Source organism: Sorangium sp. So ce204 (assembly GCF_051526795.1).
Lineage (GTDB): Bacteria > Myxococcota_A > Polyangia > Polyangiales > Polyangiaceae > Sorangium > Sorangium cellulosum_B.
Genome location: NZ_CP150317.1, coordinates 3,406,376 through 3,423,668, shown reverse-complemented (window position 1 = coordinate 3,423,668; position 17,293 = coordinate 3,406,376). Strand labels below are relative to the sequence as shown.

16 protein-coding genes are annotated in these 17,293 nt (G+C 70.9%); 9 read left to right on the top strand and 7 right to left on the bottom strand.

Annotation, left to right across the window (positions count from 1 at the left end):
• Window positions 1-203: 203 nt before the first annotated feature.
• The 3 genes from WMF22_RS13070 to WMF22_RS13060 form a co-directional block, all read right to left on the bottom strand.
• Window positions 204-2,405, bottom strand: a complete 2,202-nt coding sequence (locus WMF22_RS13070) for a substrate-binding domain-containing protein (protein ID WP_438035969.1) — start codon at window positions 2,403-2,405, stop codon at window positions 204-206.
• 366 nt (window positions 2,406-2,771) lie between these two features.
• Window positions 2,772-3,791, bottom strand: a complete 1,020-nt coding sequence (locus WMF22_RS13065; protein WP_437299405.1) for a hypothetical protein — start codon at window positions 3,789-3,791, stop codon at window positions 2,772-2,774.
• Window positions 3,788-4,429 (bottom strand): hypothetical protein, encoded by a 642-nt coding sequence (locus WMF22_RS13060; RefSeq protein ID WP_437299404.1) that lies wholly within the window; start codon window positions 4,427-4,429, stop codon window positions 3,788-3,790. The genes WMF22_RS13065 and WMF22_RS13060 overlap by 4 nt, the downstream gene beginning before the upstream one ends.
• A 348-nt stretch (window positions 4,430-4,777) precedes the next feature.
• Here WMF22_RS13060 and WMF22_RS13055 point away from each other — a divergent pair, with 348 nt between their 5' ends.
• The 7 genes from WMF22_RS13055 to WMF22_RS13025 all read left to right on the top strand — a co-directional run bounded on the left by WMF22_RS13055 (window position 4,778) and on the right by WMF22_RS13025 (window position 11,954).
• The gene (locus tag WMF22_RS13055; protein WP_438035968.1) at window positions 4,778-5,869 is read left to right on the top strand and encodes a hypothetical protein; all 1,092 of its coding nucleotides are present in this window, start codon (window positions 4,778-4,780) and stop codon (window positions 5,867-5,869) included.
• Window positions 5,869-6,474: an RNA polymerase sigma factor gene (locus tag WMF22_RS13050; protein WP_437299402.1), complete on the top strand. Its 606-nt coding sequence runs from the start codon at window positions 5,869-5,871 to the stop codon at window positions 6,472-6,474. The genes WMF22_RS13055 and WMF22_RS13050 overlap by 1 nt, the downstream gene beginning before the upstream one ends.
• Window positions 6,471-7,262 (top strand): hypothetical protein, encoded by a 792-nt coding sequence (locus tag WMF22_RS13045; RefSeq protein ID WP_438035967.1) that lies wholly within the window; start codon window positions 6,471-6,473, stop codon window positions 7,260-7,262. The genes WMF22_RS13050 and WMF22_RS13045 overlap by 4 nt, the downstream gene beginning before the upstream one ends.
• Window positions 7,263-7,799: 537 nt before the next feature.
• Entirely contained in the window at window positions 7,800-9,794 is a 1,995-nt protein-coding gene (locus WMF22_RS13040; RefSeq protein ID WP_437299400.1) for a hypothetical protein, read from the top strand.
• Between the two features lie 234 nt (window positions 9,795-10,028).
• Complete coding sequence (gene ssuE / locus WMF22_RS13035) at window positions 10,029-10,595, top strand: NADPH-dependent FMN reductase (protein ID WP_438035966.1); 567 nt, start codon at window positions 10,029-10,031, stop codon at window positions 10,593-10,595.
• A gap of 14 nt (window positions 10,596-10,609) precedes the next feature.
• The gene (locus tag WMF22_RS13030) at window positions 10,610-11,185 is read left to right on the top strand and encodes a sigma 54-interacting transcriptional regulator (RefSeq protein ID WP_438035965.1); all 576 of its coding nucleotides are present in this window, start codon (window positions 10,610-10,612) and stop codon (window positions 11,183-11,185) included.
• A gap of 442 nt (window positions 11,186-11,627) precedes the next feature.
• The gene (locus WMF22_RS13025; RefSeq protein ID WP_437299397.1) at window positions 11,628-11,954 is read left to right on the top strand and encodes a hypothetical protein; all 327 of its coding nucleotides are present in this window, start codon (window positions 11,628-11,630) and stop codon (window positions 11,952-11,954) included.
• Between the two features lie 49 nt (window positions 11,955-12,003).
• Here WMF22_RS13025 and WMF22_RS13020 read toward each other — a convergent pair whose 3' ends face one another.
• Window positions 12,004-12,513: a hypothetical protein gene (locus WMF22_RS13020; RefSeq protein ID WP_438035964.1), complete on the bottom strand. Its 510-nt coding sequence runs from the start codon at window positions 12,511-12,513 to the stop codon at window positions 12,004-12,006.
• Between the two features lie 260 nt (window positions 12,514-12,773).
• Here WMF22_RS13020 and trxA point away from each other — a divergent pair, with 260 nt between their 5' ends.
• Both trxA and WMF22_RS13010 read left to right on the top strand, forming a co-directional pair.
• The gene (gene trxA, locus WMF22_RS13015; RefSeq protein WP_437299395.1) at window positions 12,774-13,175 is read left to right on the top strand and encodes a thioredoxin; all 402 of its coding nucleotides are present in this window, start codon (window positions 12,774-12,776) and stop codon (window positions 13,173-13,175) included.
• A gap of 210 nt (window positions 13,176-13,385) precedes the next feature.
• Window positions 13,386-14,615, top strand: a complete 1,230-nt coding sequence (locus WMF22_RS13010) for a patatin-like phospholipase family protein (protein WP_437299394.1) — start codon at window positions 13,386-13,388, stop codon at window positions 14,613-14,615.
• Between the two features lie 98 nt (window positions 14,616-14,713).
• Here WMF22_RS13010 and WMF22_RS13005 read toward each other — a convergent pair whose 3' ends face one another.
• From WMF22_RS13005 to WMF22_RS12995, 3 genes are all read right to left on the bottom strand, one after another.
• Window positions 14,714-16,156, bottom strand: coding sequence for a Dyp-type peroxidase (locus WMF22_RS13005; protein WP_438035963.1), 1,443 nt, complete (start codon window positions 16,154-16,156; stop codon window positions 14,714-14,716).
• A gap of 134 nt (window positions 16,157-16,290) precedes the next feature.
• A complete protein-coding gene (locus WMF22_RS13000) occupies window positions 16,291-16,707 on the bottom strand; it encodes a GFA family protein (RefSeq protein WP_437299392.1) in 417 nt (138 codons plus the stop codon).
• Between the two features lie 96 nt (window positions 16,708-16,803).
• The gene (locus WMF22_RS12995) at window positions 16,804-17,196 is read right to left on the bottom strand and encodes a DUF2809 domain-containing protein (RefSeq protein ID WP_438035962.1); all 393 of its coding nucleotides are present in this window, start codon (window positions 17,194-17,196) and stop codon (window positions 16,804-16,806) included.
• Window positions 17,197-17,293: the final 97 nt, after the last annotated feature.

Genomic DNA, 17,293 nt, shown 5'->3' with positions numbered 1-17,293 from the left:
CATCGTTGAAGAGCTCGCAAGAGCTCGCAAGAGCTCGCAACATCTCGCGATGTCCCGCACATGTTGCGCGCTCGACAAGCACCGTGGGAGACGACATGCACGTTCGAGACGTGCTCAGCCCCAGACGAGACCAGCGCGGGCGGCGCGCAGCGGGTGGGGCGGTCCACGGCGCTGCGCGCGCGCTCAGCGCGACGCGCCGAGCGTCACTCCCATCCTCCGCGACGCCCCGTATCCGAGGTCGCGTTGCGCGACGAACGCGGCGTCGCTTCCGCCGCGTCATTCCGTCTCGTGCGGAGCGATGGGACTCCTGTCGACGCGAGGTCATCGAGCGCGGACGCCAGCGACTGGTGGCTGGACAGATCGCCGAGGTGGATATCGAGGGCGACGAGGCGCATCGCGAGCTCGGGCCGCACGCCGACGAGGTGGACGCGGGCGCCGAGCAGGGAGGCAGCGCGCTGCGTCTGCCCGAGCGCGTGGGCCACCTGGGCGTCGATGCTCGGGACGCCCGTGATATCGAGCAACACGCAGCGCGCCCCGTGTCGGCCCACCCCATCGACCACCCGCTCGAGCATCTGCCGGGCGCGATCTCCATCGAGCTCGCCGACGAGCGGGACGAGCAGCACGCCGGGCAGGAGCGGGATGAGCGGGCAGCCGAGCTCGCGCACCGCGGCCGAGAGGGCGCGCTCGCGCTGATAGGCCTCCTGGAGGCTCGCGTGCTGCTCGGAGAGCGACTGCACGAGCGCGTCCCGCTCGAGGGCGGCGCCGAGGAGCGCCCCCCAGATGGAGATGGTGCCCTCGTCGCCGGCGACCTCGATCGAGCTCGGGCCGACGATCGCGAGGACCCCCCAGTCGTGGCGGAGCGTGCGGATCGGCAGGAGCGTCACCATGTACGGGCCGCCGGCGGTCGACGCTGGCAAGCGCTCGGCGGGCGGGAAATCCTCCCGCGCGCAGACGGCGCCGAGCGAGGGAGTCGGGCTGCCATCGCGGCTGTAGGCGCCGGCGATGACGAGGCGCGCGCGGGTCGCCGGGTCTTCCCAGAGCGCGAGGCAGCCCCAGACGGCGGCGGTCGAGTCGAGCCAGGAGAGCGAGCGCGAGTCTTCCTGGGTGCCGCCGAGCAGCGCGAGGCTCACCTCGTGATCGGACCGCGTGAGCGCCCCGAGATCGTCGACGAACTGCCGCTCGGTCTCGACGCGAGCCAGCATGAGCGAGAGGCGCAGCCGCTCCTGGAACTCCTCGGCTCGCTCCGCCGCGGACTCCGCTGCTTCCCTGTCCAGGCGCGCGCGGCGTCGCTTTCCGGACCGGCCGAGGAGGCGGGCGATCCCCATGAGGCTCTCCACGTCAGGCGTGAGGCGGACGGCCTGCTGACAGGCCTCGTCGATCGCGGCCGCGGGCGGGGGCGCGGCGCCCTCGAGCGCCGCGGTATATCCAGCGATCACGGCGGCGACGCCGGGCCAAACGGCCGTCGGGGGCGTCTCGGGCGGGAGCGGCAGGCGGAGGAGCAGCTCGACCATCTGCCGTTCGATGGCGTTGAGGTCGTCGTCGGGCGCCGCGCCCTTCCGGTGGAGCAAGCCGTGGAGCAAGCCATGGAGCGGGTCGCACCCGCACGTCCGCCGCCTGACGAACGTGGTCGGCGCGAGCACGGGCCCGGACGGCACGACCTGGCCTGCGAGCCGCGCCAGCACGAGCTCGTACGCGAGCGCCCCGAGGGCGTCGAAGCGCTGGCGCACGGTCGTCAGCGGCGGGGTCGACCACTGCGCGTCGGTGATGTCGTCGAAGCCGATGATCGCCAGATCGTCGGGGATGCGGTATCCGGCGGCCTGGAGGGCCGACATCATCCCGAGCGCGTTCTTGTCCGTGGCGACGACAGCGGCCGTGAGCTCTCCCCTGCGCGCGATGAGCGCCTCTGCGGCGCGCTGACCGCCGGAGTGCCAGTTGTTGTCGGCGTCGAAGACGAGGCCGGGATCGAAGGGGATCCCGCCCTCGACGAGCGTCTCCATGTAACCGTCGAAGCGCGCGCGGATGTCGTCCTGATCCATGCAACCGACGAACGCGATGCGCCGGTGTCCATGCTCGATCAGGTGGCGCACCGCGCTCCGGACGCCCTCGCGGTTGTCCGGCATGATGGTCGGACAGCCCGCCTCGGGGGCGCAGGAGCTGACCGTGACGAGCGGGACACGCGCCTGCGCGAGGAGCTCGATGCCATCCGTGGCGAGCACGACGATCCACCCGTCCACCTGATCCCGGGCGAGCGAGGGCGCCTGGACGTACGCTGGCGTGCCGCGTACCACCAGGACACGATGGCCGCGCTCCTGCGCCGCCTGATGGATCCCCCTGAGGACCGAGGTGAAATAAAAGCCGTCGAGGAAGGGCGTGAGGACGCCGATGGTGGTCGGGCGGGAGTGCATGGGCTGCGGGCTCGCGGGCATCGAAGAGGATGGGCCGGATGCTACTCGAACCGGGCGCCCGGCGGCGTGCGAGGTCGCGAGGAGCAGGAGCGCGCGTGTGGGCGGGCGAACGCGCCGGGAGATGGATCCAGCGCGGGGGACTTCCAGATGGTGCGCGGCACAGGATCCTTGTTGCTCACCGCGAGCAGCGCGCCTTCGGGCACTGGCCCAATCTGTTGGGCTGACGTGGCGTTCGCCGGGAGGAGCAAGGCTTGTTGAATACGGCGGGCAGGAGGCTTCGATCCCCCGAGAGCAGGCCGCTCGGCGCTCGCTCCATCGACCGGAAGGGCGAGGCCTGTCGACTACGCGATGGCGTCGGTCGGGCGCTTACGCCGCGCGACGCTCCATCGCCTGCACGCGCCGCTCCGCCTCCCACGAAAGAAGCTCGATCACGTTGCTCTTCGGCGGAGCGCTCGCGGCGACCGCGCCGAGCCCGGCGAGATACAGCGCGTCGAACGTCGGATCCTGCCCAGCGAGGAGGCTATCGAGGATGAGCTGCGTCGCATGGAGCTCCCGCCTCAGTTCCTCGGACCGGGCCTGAACCAGCCCGACGCTGGTCGCCTCTCGCGCTCGGAGCCACCGCGATCGCGCGCCGTCCGCCCTCGCCAGCTCGACCTCCGCGAGAGCATACATCAGGCACACCTCGGCCCCGGCCCTGTCGAGCGAGGATCTCGCCCGGCAGAGGTGCTCGTCGGCATCCGCTGCGGACAGCGCGCGCGCCGCAACGAGGAGACCCATGGCGGTGAACTGCCGGTTGTCGGGCTCGAGCCGGTGAGCCCTTGAAAGAGCGCTCCACGCCGTTTCAAGGTCACCCCGGGCCTCGGCGAGGCGGTACGCCGCCCACCAGAAGCCAGGAATCCCGGGGAACTTCGACAGGACGAGGTTCACCTCGCGAAGCGCGCGCGCTCGCTCGGCGGCCGACGTGGGCACGAGCGCGCCCGCGGTCCTGAGCTGCCGCAGCGTCGTGCAGCTCCCGATGAGCTTCGCGAAGCCACGACGGCTCCCCTCGTAACGCGGCGTGAGCCGTGACAGAAGCGCCTCTGCCGTTCCGCCGTCCACGTCGCGCTTCTCGCGCAGGATCCTCCCCCAGACCTCGCCAGCCCCCGGCGGATTTCGCCCCTCGACGAGGCAGAAGCACTCTTCGACGGAGGCAGCGAGGCGCGTCGCCGCGGGACAGGCCGGCAGGACCTCGACGGCCCGGCGCTCGAGGCGCGCGGCCTCGTGCAGCAGGACGCAGGCCTCGAAGGTCGCGTCAGGCCCCCCCTCCGCGAGGCGCGCCGTCGCCCGCAGCTTCAGCTTCCCGCTGCTCGCCAGGCTGAACTCGTACAACTCCGTTCCGCTCGTCACGGCTTGACCTGCTCCATCATGCTGACCCGGGGCGAGGCGCACCAGAGGGAAAGATGGACCTCGGCGATGTCGCGCCGGGCGCGCAGCTCCGAAGCCTTCCCGTCCTTCGCCCGCGCCTCGCGCCTCGACGCCGCGCCGCCCCGGACCGCCAAGAGCGCGCTGCGGCCCCCGGTGGCGCGCCCTGCCGCCTCGACGCCGCGGAGAGAGCCCGGCGTGACGTCGAACAGGATGTCCGGCGCAGAGCCCTTGCGCATGGTCTTGACCCGCCGGCCCGGCATCAGCGTGGAGATCGCCACGAACGTCAGCCCGTACGCTGCCAGCTCGGTCACGTGTTCCCGCTGCGCCGTCCGCCCGTCGCGCAGCCTCCGTGCGTGGGCTTCGACTCCAGGAACGAGGCGCTCCAGCAAGGGAAGATCCCAGGTCAGGTCGACATGCACGGTCCTCGACCTCCCGGGGACGACGTGGTCGACCACGAATCGGAACGGCTGGCTCCGCTTGCTCCTGGATCTGCCTGGAACCCACGCCAGAACCGGAGCGATCGTGTCGCTCACCCAGTCGTGCTCTTGATCGCTGAAGAGGTGCTCGAGCGCATAGCGAACCTCGATAACCTCTGTACCCCGCATGCGCATTGTCATCATGGAGCCCTCCTCGCCGGGTTCCGTTTCGCTCACCGCGCCGCAGCGATCCACTCTATCGCCACCTGCACGGCGCGGGCTCGCAGCCGTCGGTGCACGTCAGGCGTGCCTCTCGCGAGGGGTTCGCGATGGCAAGGGGCGAGCGCTCCTCGGAAGCCCGCGCCCGGGCGACGACGTTCGCCGCTATCCGTCCGAAATTCCGGTGACTTGCAAATCATCCGGGTGTACAGGATCCTCTCCCTTTGGCAAGCCGCCTGACATTCTCGCCCTTGTGCCGTGCCACCTCCGACGAAGCCGCCTCTTTCCCCCGCTGACGAGGTCGAGCGGCCGAGAGGCAGCGAGCGGCACAGGGTGAGCGCGCCGGCCGCACGTGCGCTCGTCTCGGCGTTGAGCGCCTGCGCGGCGCTCGCGCTCACCGGCGTGCCGCGCGCGCGGGCGGAGTGCGATCGCGCGGCCGCGGATGTGTCGTGGGTGCGCCTCGCGGGCGCGGAGGGGCGGTGCCCCTCGGCGTCCCGGTTCCGCGCCGAGATCTCGCGGCGGCTCGGGCGGGAGCTCGTCACGACGGGCAAGGCCGCCTCGATCGAGGCCGTGGTGCAGGGCCAGCCCGGGGCCTGGTCGGCCACGATCCGGACCGAGCTGTGCGACGGCGCCCCGCCGACGGTCCGCGAGCTCTCCGACGACCGGCAGAGCTGCGACGGGATCGTGGCCGCTGCGGCGGTGCACATCCTGCTCGCGACCGATCCCGAGGCCGGCCTCGCCTCCCCGACCGCCGACGCGCCGCGCCCCCCGCAGGCCCCCGAGGCGCCGCGTCCCCCGCCGCTGCCCGCGCGCCCTCCGGCGGCGGAGCGGGCGCCGGAGCCGCCGTTCCCCTGGCCGGCGCAGGCCAAGGCGACGCCGCCCCCGGCCGAGGCCCCGCCGCCGCCCCGGCTCTCGGTCTCGTGGCGCGGGCTCGCTTCCACGGGCATCGTCCCCTCGCCCGGGTTCGGCGTCGCCTTGTCGGGCGAGTGGTCGATCCTGCCGAGGTGGACGCTCGAGACGGGCGCGCTGTGGCTCCCGGAGCAGCACGCGGCCCGGCGGACGTTCGCCTTCGGGCTCACCGCGGGCTGGCTCGGCGCGTGCGTCGAAATGGTCCGGAGCCGCTCGGTCGCCTTCGGGCTCTGCGGCAGGGCGGTGGCGGGCGCCATCTACGCCGTCATCTACGGGGACGACGACGTCCCGCCGACGATCCTGCCGACCGACGTCGGCTCGCGCGCGTGGCTCAGCCTCGGGGCCGGCACGCGGCTCGGCGTCCGTGTCATCGGGCCGCTGCGGCTCGAGACAGGTATCGATCTCTTCGTTCCAGTGACACGGTACGATTTCCAGCTCGAGGGCGGGCTGCCGACGGGCCTGGAGCAGGCCGCGCTCGCCGCCGCGGTGTTCGGGGGGGTCGGCCTCACATTTTGATGAAGGATCCCCGGGCTGCCGGCATTCAGCTCTCCGTGGAGCAGTGCTTACGAGCCGACGTCCTGCGCGACGCCAAGCAGCCGCCACGGAGCCTCGTCGCCCTGCACGCCGAGCACGGCAGCTTCGTCTGGGCGACCCTCCAGCGGTTCGGCATCCAGCACCCTGACCTGGAGGATGCCTTCCAGGACGTCTTCGTCGTCGTCCAGCAGCGGCTCCCGTCCTTCGACTGGGCCTGCCCGATCACGACGTGGCTCTTCGCCATCTGCCGCCGCGTCGCCTCGTCGCACCGCCGCCGCGCCCACGCGCGCCGCGAGCGGCTCGGCGAGGTGGTGGACGACGTGCCCGACTCCGCGCGCGGCCCGGAAGAGATCACCTCCAGCCGCGAGGCGCGGCTGCAGCTCGAGGGCATCCTCGAGGCCATGGATCTCGATCGCCGGGCCGTGTTCGTCATGTTCGAGATCGAAGAGATGCCGTGCGACGAGATCGCGCGCCTCGTCGGCGTCCCCGTGGGGACCGTCTACTCGCGGCTCCACGCGGCGCGGAAGGAGTTCGCGACGCTCCTGAAGAAGTCCGAGGCCGAGCGCGCGCGCAGGGGGGCCAGATGAGCGATCCGAAGCGATGGAACCAGGAAGGAGGAGGCGCCCCGCCCGGCGCACGCGAGCTGCTCCGCGCCGCCGCGCCGATCCGACCGATGACCTCCGCCGAGCTCGCGCGCACCGCGGCCCGGGTGGCGCCGCTCGAGACGGCCGCGGGCGCGGCCGCCGGCGCGACGATGCCCGCGTGGATCAAGGGGATCTTCCTCGCGGCGGGCATCGGGGCGGGCGGGGCAGGGCTCCACGCCGCCCTGGGCGAGGCCCCGAGCGCCGCCGCGACGATCGCGCCGCCGCCGGTGCTCACCGATCTGCCGCTGGAGCGGCTGCTCTCCCGCGCGGAAAACCGCATGCCGGCCGAGGCGCCGGCGGCGGAAGCGCCGGTGGCCGAAGCGCCGATCGCCGAGGCGCCGGTGGCCGAGGCGCCGGCGGCCGAGGCGCCGCGCCCGACCCCCTCCGCCCTCCACCGCGAGGCGCCGCGGAGCCCCCGACCGGCCGCGCCAGCGCCGGAGGCGACCGCCGCGGCGGACCGCGACGACCTGGTCCGGGAGTCCAACCTCGTCGACGCGTCCAGAGCGTCGCTCGCGCAGGATCCGGAGGCCGCCCTCGCCGCGCTGGAGAGGCACCAGGCCGAGTTCCCGAAGGGGCGGCTCGCGGAAGAGCGGGAGTTCATCGCGATCCGCGCGCTGGTGCGCCTCGGGCGCGCCGACGAGGCGCGGGCGCGCGCGGCGGCGTTCTTCGCGCTGTATCCATCGAGCTCCTTCGCCGAGCCGCTGCGCCGGATCGTCGGCGCGGCTCGGTGATTGCCTCCACGACAACGGCTCCACCAGCGAACAGCAAACTCCGCACCATGTTCGAACACGCGAGCGGGATATCCTCGCCTGCGCCCGCGGCGACGACATCGACGCTCGCACGGACGACATGAAATGGACACGAAAACGACGCTCGCGCGGACCGCGAAAAATTAACGCGAGTACAAACACGAGCATTCATATCGCTTGCCCTGTACGTAAACAGCATTAATATACGGTCCGCGTTCACGGGCGGCCGCGCCGAGAGGCGGCGGCGCCGGGGCGTTTCATCGCGGAACGGTGGATTCAGCGGCTCGATGAGGCCAGGCTGCCGTGGCAGCGCCGGCCTCGGCGAGGCACGTCGCCCATGCGGCGCGCGCCGGGCGTCGTCTCTTTGCGGACCGACTCTGGCGCTCGCCGGCGGTCGTCCTCCTCGGGCCGCCCCGTCCATCCGCGAGCGCGCGCTCGCGCTCTCGCGCGGCGCCGCCGTTCTTCGGGGTCATTTCAGGAGGTTTCATGTCGTCGAAGCTGTCGAGTTCGAGCAGTCCGGTGCGCTCTCATTCTGATCCTGCCTCCCCCGGCGCGTGGCGGGGGGCGCGGCGCGCCGCGCTGGCCGCGCTCGCGATACTGCCGGTTTCTTGCGCGGATCTCGGGCCCACGGGCGGCGCTCCGGCCGATCTCGCCGAGGGTGAGATCGCGGAGGCCGGCCAGGCGCTCTCGCTTCCTTTCCCCATCAACGAGCGGAGGTCGCTCGTCATCACGAACACCGACATCCTCGGCGCCTTCAAGCTGAAGGACGTGCTCCAGCAGCTCATCGATCAGGCGGGCGTCAGCCTGACGCCCCTCCAGCTCTTCCAGCAGTTCATGGACACGAACCGGAAGGCCGCGGACGGGATCGGCCTCGGCCCGCACTGCGATGACGTGGTGATCCCCGGCTCGGCCGGGTCCATCAACGGGTGGCCGATCGACTGCCCCCGCGTCGTGGGCGAGGAGGCCGACAGGGATCCTTTCGCCGACGAGGAAGCCCCGAACGCCTACGTCGCCACGACCCTGGCGAACCGCTTCGACCTCGCCCCGCCGGACGGCGCCAACTGCGGTGAGTACCGCGTCGTCTTCGCGAGGCGCTCGGGCATCCCGGAGAGCGCGTTCCAGATGCGCAACTTCATCATCTTCGAGGGCCGGCTCCCCAACCCGTCGCCGAGCCTTGGACGGGAAGGGTGCCGCCCGGTCGTCGACTTCTGGTACAACCTGTCGGATCCGGCGAAGAGCCTGGAGATGCGGAGGGACGAGCTGCTCGCCTTCTATTTCGACGGCCTGCCCGGGGGGTTCGAGCCCGTCCTCCACATCGATCACTACGGCCAGAACGCGGGCCCGTACGGCGGCCAGATCCGGACCAACGAGTTCCTCTTCGCCCCCGAGGTCGACGGCGATCCGCCCGAGCCCTTCACCACGTGGAACCTCCGGGAGTTCAGGCTCCTTCACAGCGGCTCGGGGAGCAGCGCCACGCTGGTCGTGACGCCATCGTTCGTGAAGGACAACCCGGCCGCGCCGCTCTTCGATCCTGCCTCGACCGACGCGCGCGCCGTCGCCTTCAGGAGCACGTCGTTCCCGGGCCTCGTGGAGCGGCTCGCCGCGGCCGACGACATCAACCGCTTCGCCCTGGAGCCGAGCTATCCGACGACGATGAACGCCGGAGAGAGCCAGATGATCGGCCTCCAGAACAACTACTTCGCGACGTTCGGCGCCGGGCCCTCGGCGCTCAGGACAAGCATCCAGAGCGAGCTCACCGCGATGGGCAGCGCGCTCACCCCGGATCAGGTCGTGGGGCGCGCGTTCTCCCTGTCGTGCAGCGGGTGCCATGAGCCGATCGGCGACGCCACGGGCTCCCCGACCGTCGAGCTCGATCTCGGCACGACCGCGACGCTGGCGAAGCTGAGGCCGTTCACGCAGACCTCCGAGCAGCTGGAGGCCGATCCGGACGAGCCGGGCGGGCAGCGCTTCAAGATCTCGGAGGCCCTCACGGACGTGTTCATCCCGTTCCGGAAGAACGTGATGGCGGAGTTCCTCCTCAACGACCCGATCCTCGGGTTCGAGAAGCCGGGCGCGTGGACGTCGCCGCAGGCCCAGCTGTCGGTCCACACGGGCCGGGTGGTGGAGGGCATCTCGTCGCTCCAGGTGAACACGCCCTCCTCGTTCAACGAGATCGTCAGCTCGAGCTTCAGCTCGGCGAACCTCGCGCCGGTGGGCGACAAGATCACGCTCGATCTCTTCGTGTCTCCCGTCCAGCCGAACCCGAGCTGGGTCGGGAACATCGAAGTGCTGATCTCGATCCCGTCGGCCGGCATCCACAACCAGTGGGCCGGCAACGTCCCGCTCACCCCGCTCCCCCGGGGCCAGTTCGTGAGGATCCAGTTCGCCCAGCTGCCGACGGCCACCAAGAACGCGCTGAACGCAGGGGCCAGCGACGTGAAGCTGCAGTTCAACCTCAACGTGACGAGCAACGCAGGTCCTTACTACCTCGACAACGTGCGGTTCGAGAACTGACCGCGAGCGAGCGCTCGTGAGCGCGAGAGCGAGCGTTCGCTCATGAAGAGGGCGCCGGCCCCCCCGCCGGCGCCCTCTTCTTCTCTCGTTCTCTTGCGCTCGGATACGGATCCTCCCACGCGCGCCCACACACGACCCCTCCCCCGGGGCCGACCCCCGGCAGCGCGATCCGCTCCGACGGACAATTCATCCGTTATAATAGACATCACTCTCGGGCCTTGGTATGCTGCGCTCATGTCGAGCATTGCCATCATCACCGGAAGTGTCTCTGCGCGCTCGAAGACCTCGGCGCTCGCGGCCCGCATCGCGGCGCGGCTCGTGCGCGAGGGGTTTCGCGTCACCACCATCCACGTCCGCGAGCTCCCGGCCGAGGATCTCCTGTTCGGCCGCGTCGACTCCCCCGCCCTGGCGGACGCGGCGCGGGTCGTCGCGGAGGCGGCCGGGGTCGTCATCGCGACGCCCGTTTACAAGGCCGCGTACACGGGGGCGCTCAAGGCCTTCCTCGACCTCTTGCCGCAGTTCGGGCTCGCGGGGAAGGCAGCTCTCCCCCTCGCGACGGGCGGGACGCTCGCGCACGTGCTGGCCATCGATTACGCGCTCCGTCCGGTGCTCCAGTCGCTCGGGGCGCGGCACGTCGTCGCGGGGCTGTTCCTGCTCGACAAGGCGCTGCGGCTCGGGGAGGACGGGCTGCTCGACATCGATGACGAGCTCGGGAGCAAGCTGGAGGAGATCGTCAGGCCCTTCATCGACAGCGTGATCCGGGAAGGCCTCCCGCTGCCGGCGCGCGAGGTGGCTGCCTGAGAGCCGGTACACCCATGCGCTTGCTCACGCTCCCCACCCCCGAATCGACGACGGCGCCGACGGAGCGCGCCAAGGCGCTCCTCTTCGAGGACCCCAGATCGCAAGAGCTGCTCCACCGCGCGAGGCAGGTCGCAGCCGGCGACGCGGCCGCGGTCATCACCGGCGAGATCGGCACCGGCAAGGAGATCATCGCGCGGCACGTGCACGAGCTCAGCGCGCGCCGCGGCCGGCCCTTCCTCGCCGTGAGCTGCGCGGCGCTGTCGCCCGCGCTCGCGGAGAGCGAGCTCTTCGGCCACGAGCAAGGGGCGTCCCCGAAGGCGCTCACCATGAAGCACGGCCTGCTCGAGGCCGCCGAGGGCGGCACGCTCGAGCGGGTCGAGGAGATCGTGATCCGCACCGCCTACCGCCGCTGCGACCGCAACCTGGGGCTGACGGCGGCGCGGCTCGGCGTCAGCCGCGATCTCGTGCGCGCGCGCCTCCTGCAATCCGGCGAGATCGCGCAGCCCTCCACGCCGGAGCCCCCAGCCGCCCCGTCGAGGCCCGGCGACGCGCGAGCGGCGGCGGCGGCACTCCCGATCTCCCCGCCCTGAGGGACGCCGCCGCGCCCCTCCGCCCCGCCAGGAGAGCCCGCGCCTCGCGCCAGACCAACGAAGGTACGATATAGAGCGACAAGCCCCCCTACGCCCCGGTGCGAGCAAGCCTCGAGCGGCACGGGCCGATTGCGTGTCCTGCACAACAGATGCACCGATTGCGTGTCCTGCACAACAGATGCGCACGCGATGCGGGCTCCGACCTCGCAGAGCACGTCAGGTCGCTCTTTTCACGTTGGCGCGCAACGTGCGAGCCTGGGGATCGTGCAGGGCCGGACGGCAAGGCGAGGAGGGTGTTTGTATGAGCTCAATCCATCCCGGTGCGGCAACGAAGGCAGTCGCAGCGTCCCTGGCGCGCCCCGCGGCGAGCGCCGGCGCGAGCGTTAATCCTGGCGCAGGGGCGCCGGAGCTCTCCGGAGGGGAGCTCGAGCCGCCACCCAGCGTGACGCGCGCGCTGGCCGCCACGGCGGAGTCGGAGGGCGCCGAGCGCGCCGCGTCCTGGGAGCTCTGTACCGTGATGCTCGCGATCGCCACCGGCTGGCTCGCGTGGACGCTGCCGGAGCCGAGCGCCCGCGACGTGCTGCTCGTCGCGCTCTGTCTGGGGCTCGTCGCGATCGAGCGCCGCAGGGCCGGCGCGCACTTCAGGAAGGCGATCGCCGCCGCCGCGGGCGCGCGCGGCGCGACGGAGGGCGAGGCGTCGCGCGCGGCCTGGCGGCTGGACGCGGCCTTCTGCGCGGCGCGCGCCACGATGGGCGCCAAGCGCCGCTGAGCGAGCTCCCCCGCCGGAGAGGATCGGCGCGGCGGGGATCACAAACACATCACGGACACATCTCCCCTGACGCCGAGCCGCGCGCGCTTCCGGGCTCGCCCGCGGCGTCGACCGCCGGGCCGGGCTGCCCGCATCGCGGGCGCCATCCGCCGCCCACGTCGCGCTCACGGAACTCGGCGCGCAGCTCGCTGCGGGCGTCGACCGCGAGCAGCTCGCACGGGTCGAAGTAGTGCGACGTCCGCGCCTGCGCGGCGATGGGCGGCAGCTCGCCAGAGAACTCCGGCACCCCGGGGCAGCGATGATGCCAGAGGGCATAGCGCTCCGGGACGTCGCCGAAGCAGAGCACCTCCTTCACGCCGCCATTGCAGTTCGTGCTCACGACGAGCACCGGCGCCGGCAGCGGCGCGAAGCGGTGCACCCGGAGGACCACGTCATGGTGAAACTCGCCCTGCTTCCAGTGGGCGAGGAGATCGAACTCGCCATGTCGCTCCCGGATCTCCTGCAGCAGCGACCCGAGATCCATGGCATCGGCGAGGGATTGAACTGACGCGTTCATCATGGCGCGCTCTCCTTCGGCGGTAAGCTCTGCCGATGGTGTAGCACGGCGCCGGCGCGGAGCCGGGACGCGGGGCTCTCCCTCGGCGGCGGAGCACGCTGGAGCGGTTCGCCCGCGCCGCCGACATGGGGCCAGAGCGCGTCGAGCAGCTCCTCGTCGAGGCGATCGAGCCCATCATCGTCTGCAACGCGCCCTGAGCGGCGCCGGCGGCGCCTGGCCGCTCGCTGGGCGACACAGGCGTGCCTCGGGGGTATGCTCCGCGGATGAGTACAATCGAGCTCAGCGCGGAGAATTTCGAGAAGACGGTCGAGTCGAACGGCATCGTGCTCGTCGACTGGTGGGCGCCCTGGTGCGGCCCGTGCCGGGTCTTCGGGCCCGTCTTCGAGAAAGCCTCCGAGAAGCACGCGGACATCGTGTTCGGAAAGATCAACACGGACGAGCAGAAGGATCTGGCGCAGGCCTTCAACATCCGGTCGATCCCGACGCTCTTCATCTTTCGCGAGAAGGTCCTCCTGTTCGCGGAGGCAGGCTCGCTGCCCGCGTCGGCGCTCGACCAGGTGATCGAGAAGGTGCGCTCGCTCGACATGGACGAGGTGAGAGCGAAGATCGCCGAGGAGGAAGCGAAGGAGGCCGCCGGCGGAGGCGACGCCGACGAAGGCCCCTGAGGAGAGCGCGGCGCCCCGGGCGGCGCCCCGGCGGGCGCCCCGGTCGGCCCGGCGTACGGACGAGGGAACACCGAATCCGGACGACGACCAGAGTGTCACGCACGGAGAGAATTGGCTCTCTCCAGCGCGAGCGCACCTCCCAGCCTCCCCAGCTTCTACGTCTTGCCGTCACGTAGACGTGCTAGAGTAGATAACGAGGGAGGCTCGGTCATGATGAGCGAAACGGAGCATCCTGAGGCCGGCGCTGCTGGGCGGAAGCCTCTGAACCTGGTGCTCGAGGGGGGCGGGGTCAAAGGGATCGCGCTGGTCGGAGCGGTCGTCGCCCTCCAGGAGCAAGGATACGAGTTCCGGCGCTTCGCGGGGACGTCCGCGGGCGCGATCGTGGCCGCGCTCCTCTCGGCGAAGTACACTCCCAACGAGGTCCTGAGCCTCGTCGCCGGCCCTGACATCGCCAAGTTCGCGGACCCTGTGGGTCATGTGCCGGTCCTGGGATCTGCGTATGGCTTGCTGACGAAATTGGGGATCTACAAGGGCGACTACTTCCTCGAGTTCATCCGGGCCAAGCTGCGCGACAAGGGCGTGAGGACATTCGGCGATCTGGTGGACGGCGAGTACGTGAGGCTCGCGCAGAGGTCGCGCGTGACGCCTGATCCGAGGTGGAAGTACAAGGCGCACTTCGTGGTCTCGGACGTCACCCGTGGCCGGATGCTCATCGTCCCCGACGACATCGACGAGCGGCGCTACGGGGTCGACCCGGACCACCTGGAGGTGGCCCTGGCGGTCCGCATGAGCATGAGCATCCCCTTCGTGTTCACGCCCGTCTCCCTCAAGGGCCAGAACGGCTCGACGAGCCACATCGTTGACGGCGGCCTGCTGAGCAATTTCCCTCTCCATATCTTCGACCCATCCCTGCCGAGGGAGTGGCTGGATGAGCTGGTCCGGTGCCCGGAGCTCCGGTTCTACATGGGGTCCGGGAGAGTCGATTATGGTGGGGGGACGCCGATCGAGCCGAGGTGCGCGGAGGTGATGGACCGATGCAGACCGCTCCTGGAGTACCAGAACGCCCCGATCACGCTCGGGGTCCGGCTCCTGCAGGGCAAGCCTCACGAGATCCGGCACCCCTTCCTCGCGAGCAGGCTGGCGTACGCGCTGGTCCGCACGGCCGTCGAGGCGCATGACATCACGACGATCAGGAAGTACGAGGAGCTGGACTACGCGAGGACACTTCATATCAACACGGAGAGCATCCCCATCACCCGGTTCGATCTGACGCCGATACAGAAGGAGATGCTGTACAGCACAGGGTACGATGCGATGGATAGATTCCTCCGTCACAACGGTCTGGAGCGCCTGTTGCGCGCCAGTCGGGCAGAGTCGCTCAGGGCCAACGTGCTGGCAGGGGACCGGGGTGGTGATGGCATGTCCTTGGGACCGTCTTGACGCGGCCTGCCGACACGGTCACCGCGCCGCGGCCTCCCGACGAGCCGACGGCGCACGCGGAGACTCCTCGCGAGCCGAAGGGGGCTGCGTGCCCGCTGTCACGTCGAGGACAGGTTCGCGATGTACTTCAGGGCGGTGATGCTCGGAAGGAAGCAGTACGCTGCTCCCCGTGTCGTCACGAACCGGGAGAACCCCGTGATCGTGCGATCACCGCCTTCGGACGGGATCACGAGCTTGCTCTGCGCGGGATCGTTGTTCCCGATGAGCGGGTCCTTGGTCCCGCGCAGGTCGGCCACGAACCGGCCGGACTCCACCCACTCGGACATGACGAACTCGAACTGATCTCGGATGCTGACACAGATGAACAGGCCGAGCAGCCCGCGCTCGATGCCGTCGCGAGGAGCCGATGGGTCGTATGGAGGTCCGTACGGCATCGTCCGCCGGATCACCAGGCGCAAGCGGCTGTGGCCTCCCGCAATGCTCTGGCTCCTGGGATTGACGCGCCGGATGTGGGCGCCGATCGGGCAGCGAAAGCCTCGCAGATCCTGAGGTACATAGTCGAAGTCATCAAGGTCTTCCCGGGCGATCGGCGCGGCGGGAGAATCCGTGTCCGGTGAGAGGACGAGGGGAACACCGTTGCGCCACCTCCCGCAGATCTTGGCCGCCAGCTTCTCCTCGGTCATCCCGACCCTGGGGGCCCAACGGCGCAACGAGCGCGCGAAGCCGTCGACGTCCTGGCGCATGATGCGGTAGATGGCGAAGCTGCCGTTCTTGCCGAGCTCCAGCGGCGTCGGTACGGGGTACGCGAAGCCGGGGTGCTGGCTCGGGTACCCCAGGATGAACTGTCCTGTCGGGGCCGTGGATCGCGCCCGCCCTCGGTCGAGCGGCCCTCCGTCGACGCACACAGTCGCGACGCCGAGCTTGTACCCGAAGTGCTCGACCTGATTGGGCAGGGCGCCGCCGTCTTGGTGAGACAGCTCGGCAAAGGCACCTTCTCGGGCGAACAGCGAGCGCAGCTGCGTCGACATCGACTCCAGCACGGCGCTGTCCGCGGCGTGGAGAGCGAGCACGACGTGGGCATCTCCGGTACCCAGCCCGCCGATCCAGCGCCTGGGTGCGTTGTCCCCGGTGTCGCCGACGAGCTTCGCCCGCTCGGCGGCGCCTTGCACGAACGCCGCCGGGAAGGAATGCAGGGAGGGCTCCGAGATCCCCAGCGCATCCAGCCCGTGGTACGTGAATCCCAGGGTCAGGACGTACGCTGGGCTCGTCGTCCACGGTGAAGCGGCGGTGATCCGAGGGCCTGCTCCGGCGTCACCGTGGCCAAGGCGTCCGATCACGCGCCTCGCGGCGCTCGCCCGGGCGATCTTCGCGATCAGGAACCGCACGGCGGGCATGGAGGTGTCCCGTACGACGAGGGCCTGGATATCGGTCAAATCGAGATCCGCCATGAGATGCTCCAGGGTTGTTCGAGCCATCACGAAGATGCGCGCCCGGGACGGGCTCGCGGCGGCGCAGGAAGACCGCCGCGGGCGCGGCGTCATGTTCAGGCTCGAACTTCGTTCGTCGCGCCTCGCGCAGGCCGAACGCGGCCTCGACGAGCGGACGCTGGCAAACATCACGCCGGGAAGGACGGCGCTCGGCTGCTCATGTCCGCCGCCCGTTCTGTACCGTCGGGCTAGCCCTGGCTGCCGGACTTGTCCCCGCGATAGTCCGTGGCCCCCTGGATGGCGGGCAGCCAGGGTACGCGGTGTACGGTCCAGAGCTGGAAGGCCGGCGGCGGCAGGTCGCCGGGTCGGTCCATCGTGCCGAGGAAGATGTCGAGTTCCCGCGCCCCGTCACGGCGCCAGAACAGCGACGAGCCGCAGGTCGCGCAGAACTGGCGGACGGCGAAGCTGGACGATCGATACGCCGCAGGCGCGCCGGAGAGCAGCTCGAACTGCTCGTCAGAAAAGGAAGCGAACGCCGGCATGGGCGCGCCGGACTGGCGCCGGCACTGGCTGCAGTAGCAGACATTGACGCTCACCGGCGCGCCGCGCGCGCGGTAGCGGATCGCGCCGCACAAGCAGCCGCCGGTGTGGTGAGCCTCGGACATGGCGATCGCCTCCTGGTTCCTGGATCTCGCGATCGCCAGCCTGGCCCCTCGCGGCATGCGCCGCAACCGGCGCGCGCGCTCGGCGCGGCGCCGGCCTCACGCGGAGGCCCGGAGCGGCCGGCAGAGCCCATATCCCAGGACGCAGCCGAGGCCATACAGCGCGAAGTCCGCCGGATCGAACCCGCCGTTCGCGCCGAGCAGGAGCCGCCCCGGGGTGGTGCTGCGCGCGGCCCACAGCCACGGGGCCTCGCTCAGCTGGAGCAGCTCGATCCCGCACGTCGCGGCGAAGACCGCGAGCGCCAGCCGGTGCGTGCGGCCGGAGATCCACACGATCTGCGCCGCGGCGATCCACACGACGTCATAGAGCACCGCGCCGGCGCCGTTGCGCAGCCAGACCGGACCGCCGTGGAACCGGGTGATCAAGCCGACAGGGACAACCGCGACGATCAGGAGGGCCAGCGCGAGGCGCTTGCGAGCCGCTTCCGCCATGCGCAGAGCCTACATCGGTTTCCGCCCCCCTCTGCACCATTCAGAGCGGCAGCAGAGCGCAGAGCGGCAGCAGAGCGGCGGTCACCCGCACAGCAGA

Excerpts from the sequence above, each read along its gene's own strand:
- ssuE (WP_438035966.1), top strand. The coding sequence starts at position 10,029 with ATGTCGAGCATTGCCATCATCACCGGAAGTGTCTCTGCGCGCTCGAAG.
- WMF22_RS13010 (WP_437299394.1), top strand. The coding sequence starts at position 13,386 with ATGATGAGCGAAACGGAGCATCCTGAGGCCGGCGCTGCTGGGCGGAAG.
- WMF22_RS13050 (WP_437299402.1), top strand. The coding sequence starts at position 5,869 with ATGAAGGATCCCCGGGCTGCCGGCATTCAGCTCTCCGTGGAGCAGTGC.
- WMF22_RS13060 (WP_437299404.1), bottom strand. The coding sequence starts at position 4,429 with ATGATGACAATGCGCATGCGGGGTACAGAGGTTATCGAGGTTCGCTAT.
- WMF22_RS13020 (WP_438035964.1), bottom strand. The coding sequence starts at position 12,513 with ATGATGAACGCGTCAGTTCAATCCCTCGCCGATGCCATGGATCTCGGG.
- WMF22_RS12995 (WP_438035962.1), bottom strand. The coding sequence starts at position 17,196 with ATGGCGGAAGCGGCTCGCAAGCGCCTCGCGCTGGCCCTCCTGATCGTC.
- WMF22_RS13000 (WP_437299392.1), bottom strand. The coding sequence starts at position 16,707 with ATGTCCGAGGCTCACCACACCGGCGGCTGCTTGTGCGGCGCGATCCGC.
- WMF22_RS13005 (WP_438035963.1), bottom strand. The coding sequence starts at position 16,156 with ATGACGCCGCGCCCGCGGCGGTCTTCCTGCGCCGCCGCGAGCCCGTCC.
- WMF22_RS13045 (WP_438035967.1), top strand. The coding sequence starts at position 6,471 with ATGAGCGATCCGAAGCGATGGAACCAGGAAGGAGGAGGCGCCCCGCCC.
- trxA (WP_437299395.1), top strand. The coding sequence starts at position 12,774 with ATGAGTACAATCGAGCTCAGCGCGGAGAATTTCGAGAAGACGGTCGAG.
- WMF22_RS13070 (WP_438035969.1), bottom strand. The coding sequence starts at position 2,405 with ATGCACTCCCGCCCGACCACCATCGGCGTCCTCACGCCCTTCCTCGAC.
- WMF22_RS13030 (WP_438035965.1), top strand. The coding sequence starts at position 10,610 with ATGCGCTTGCTCACGCTCCCCACCCCCGAATCGACGACGGCGCCGACG.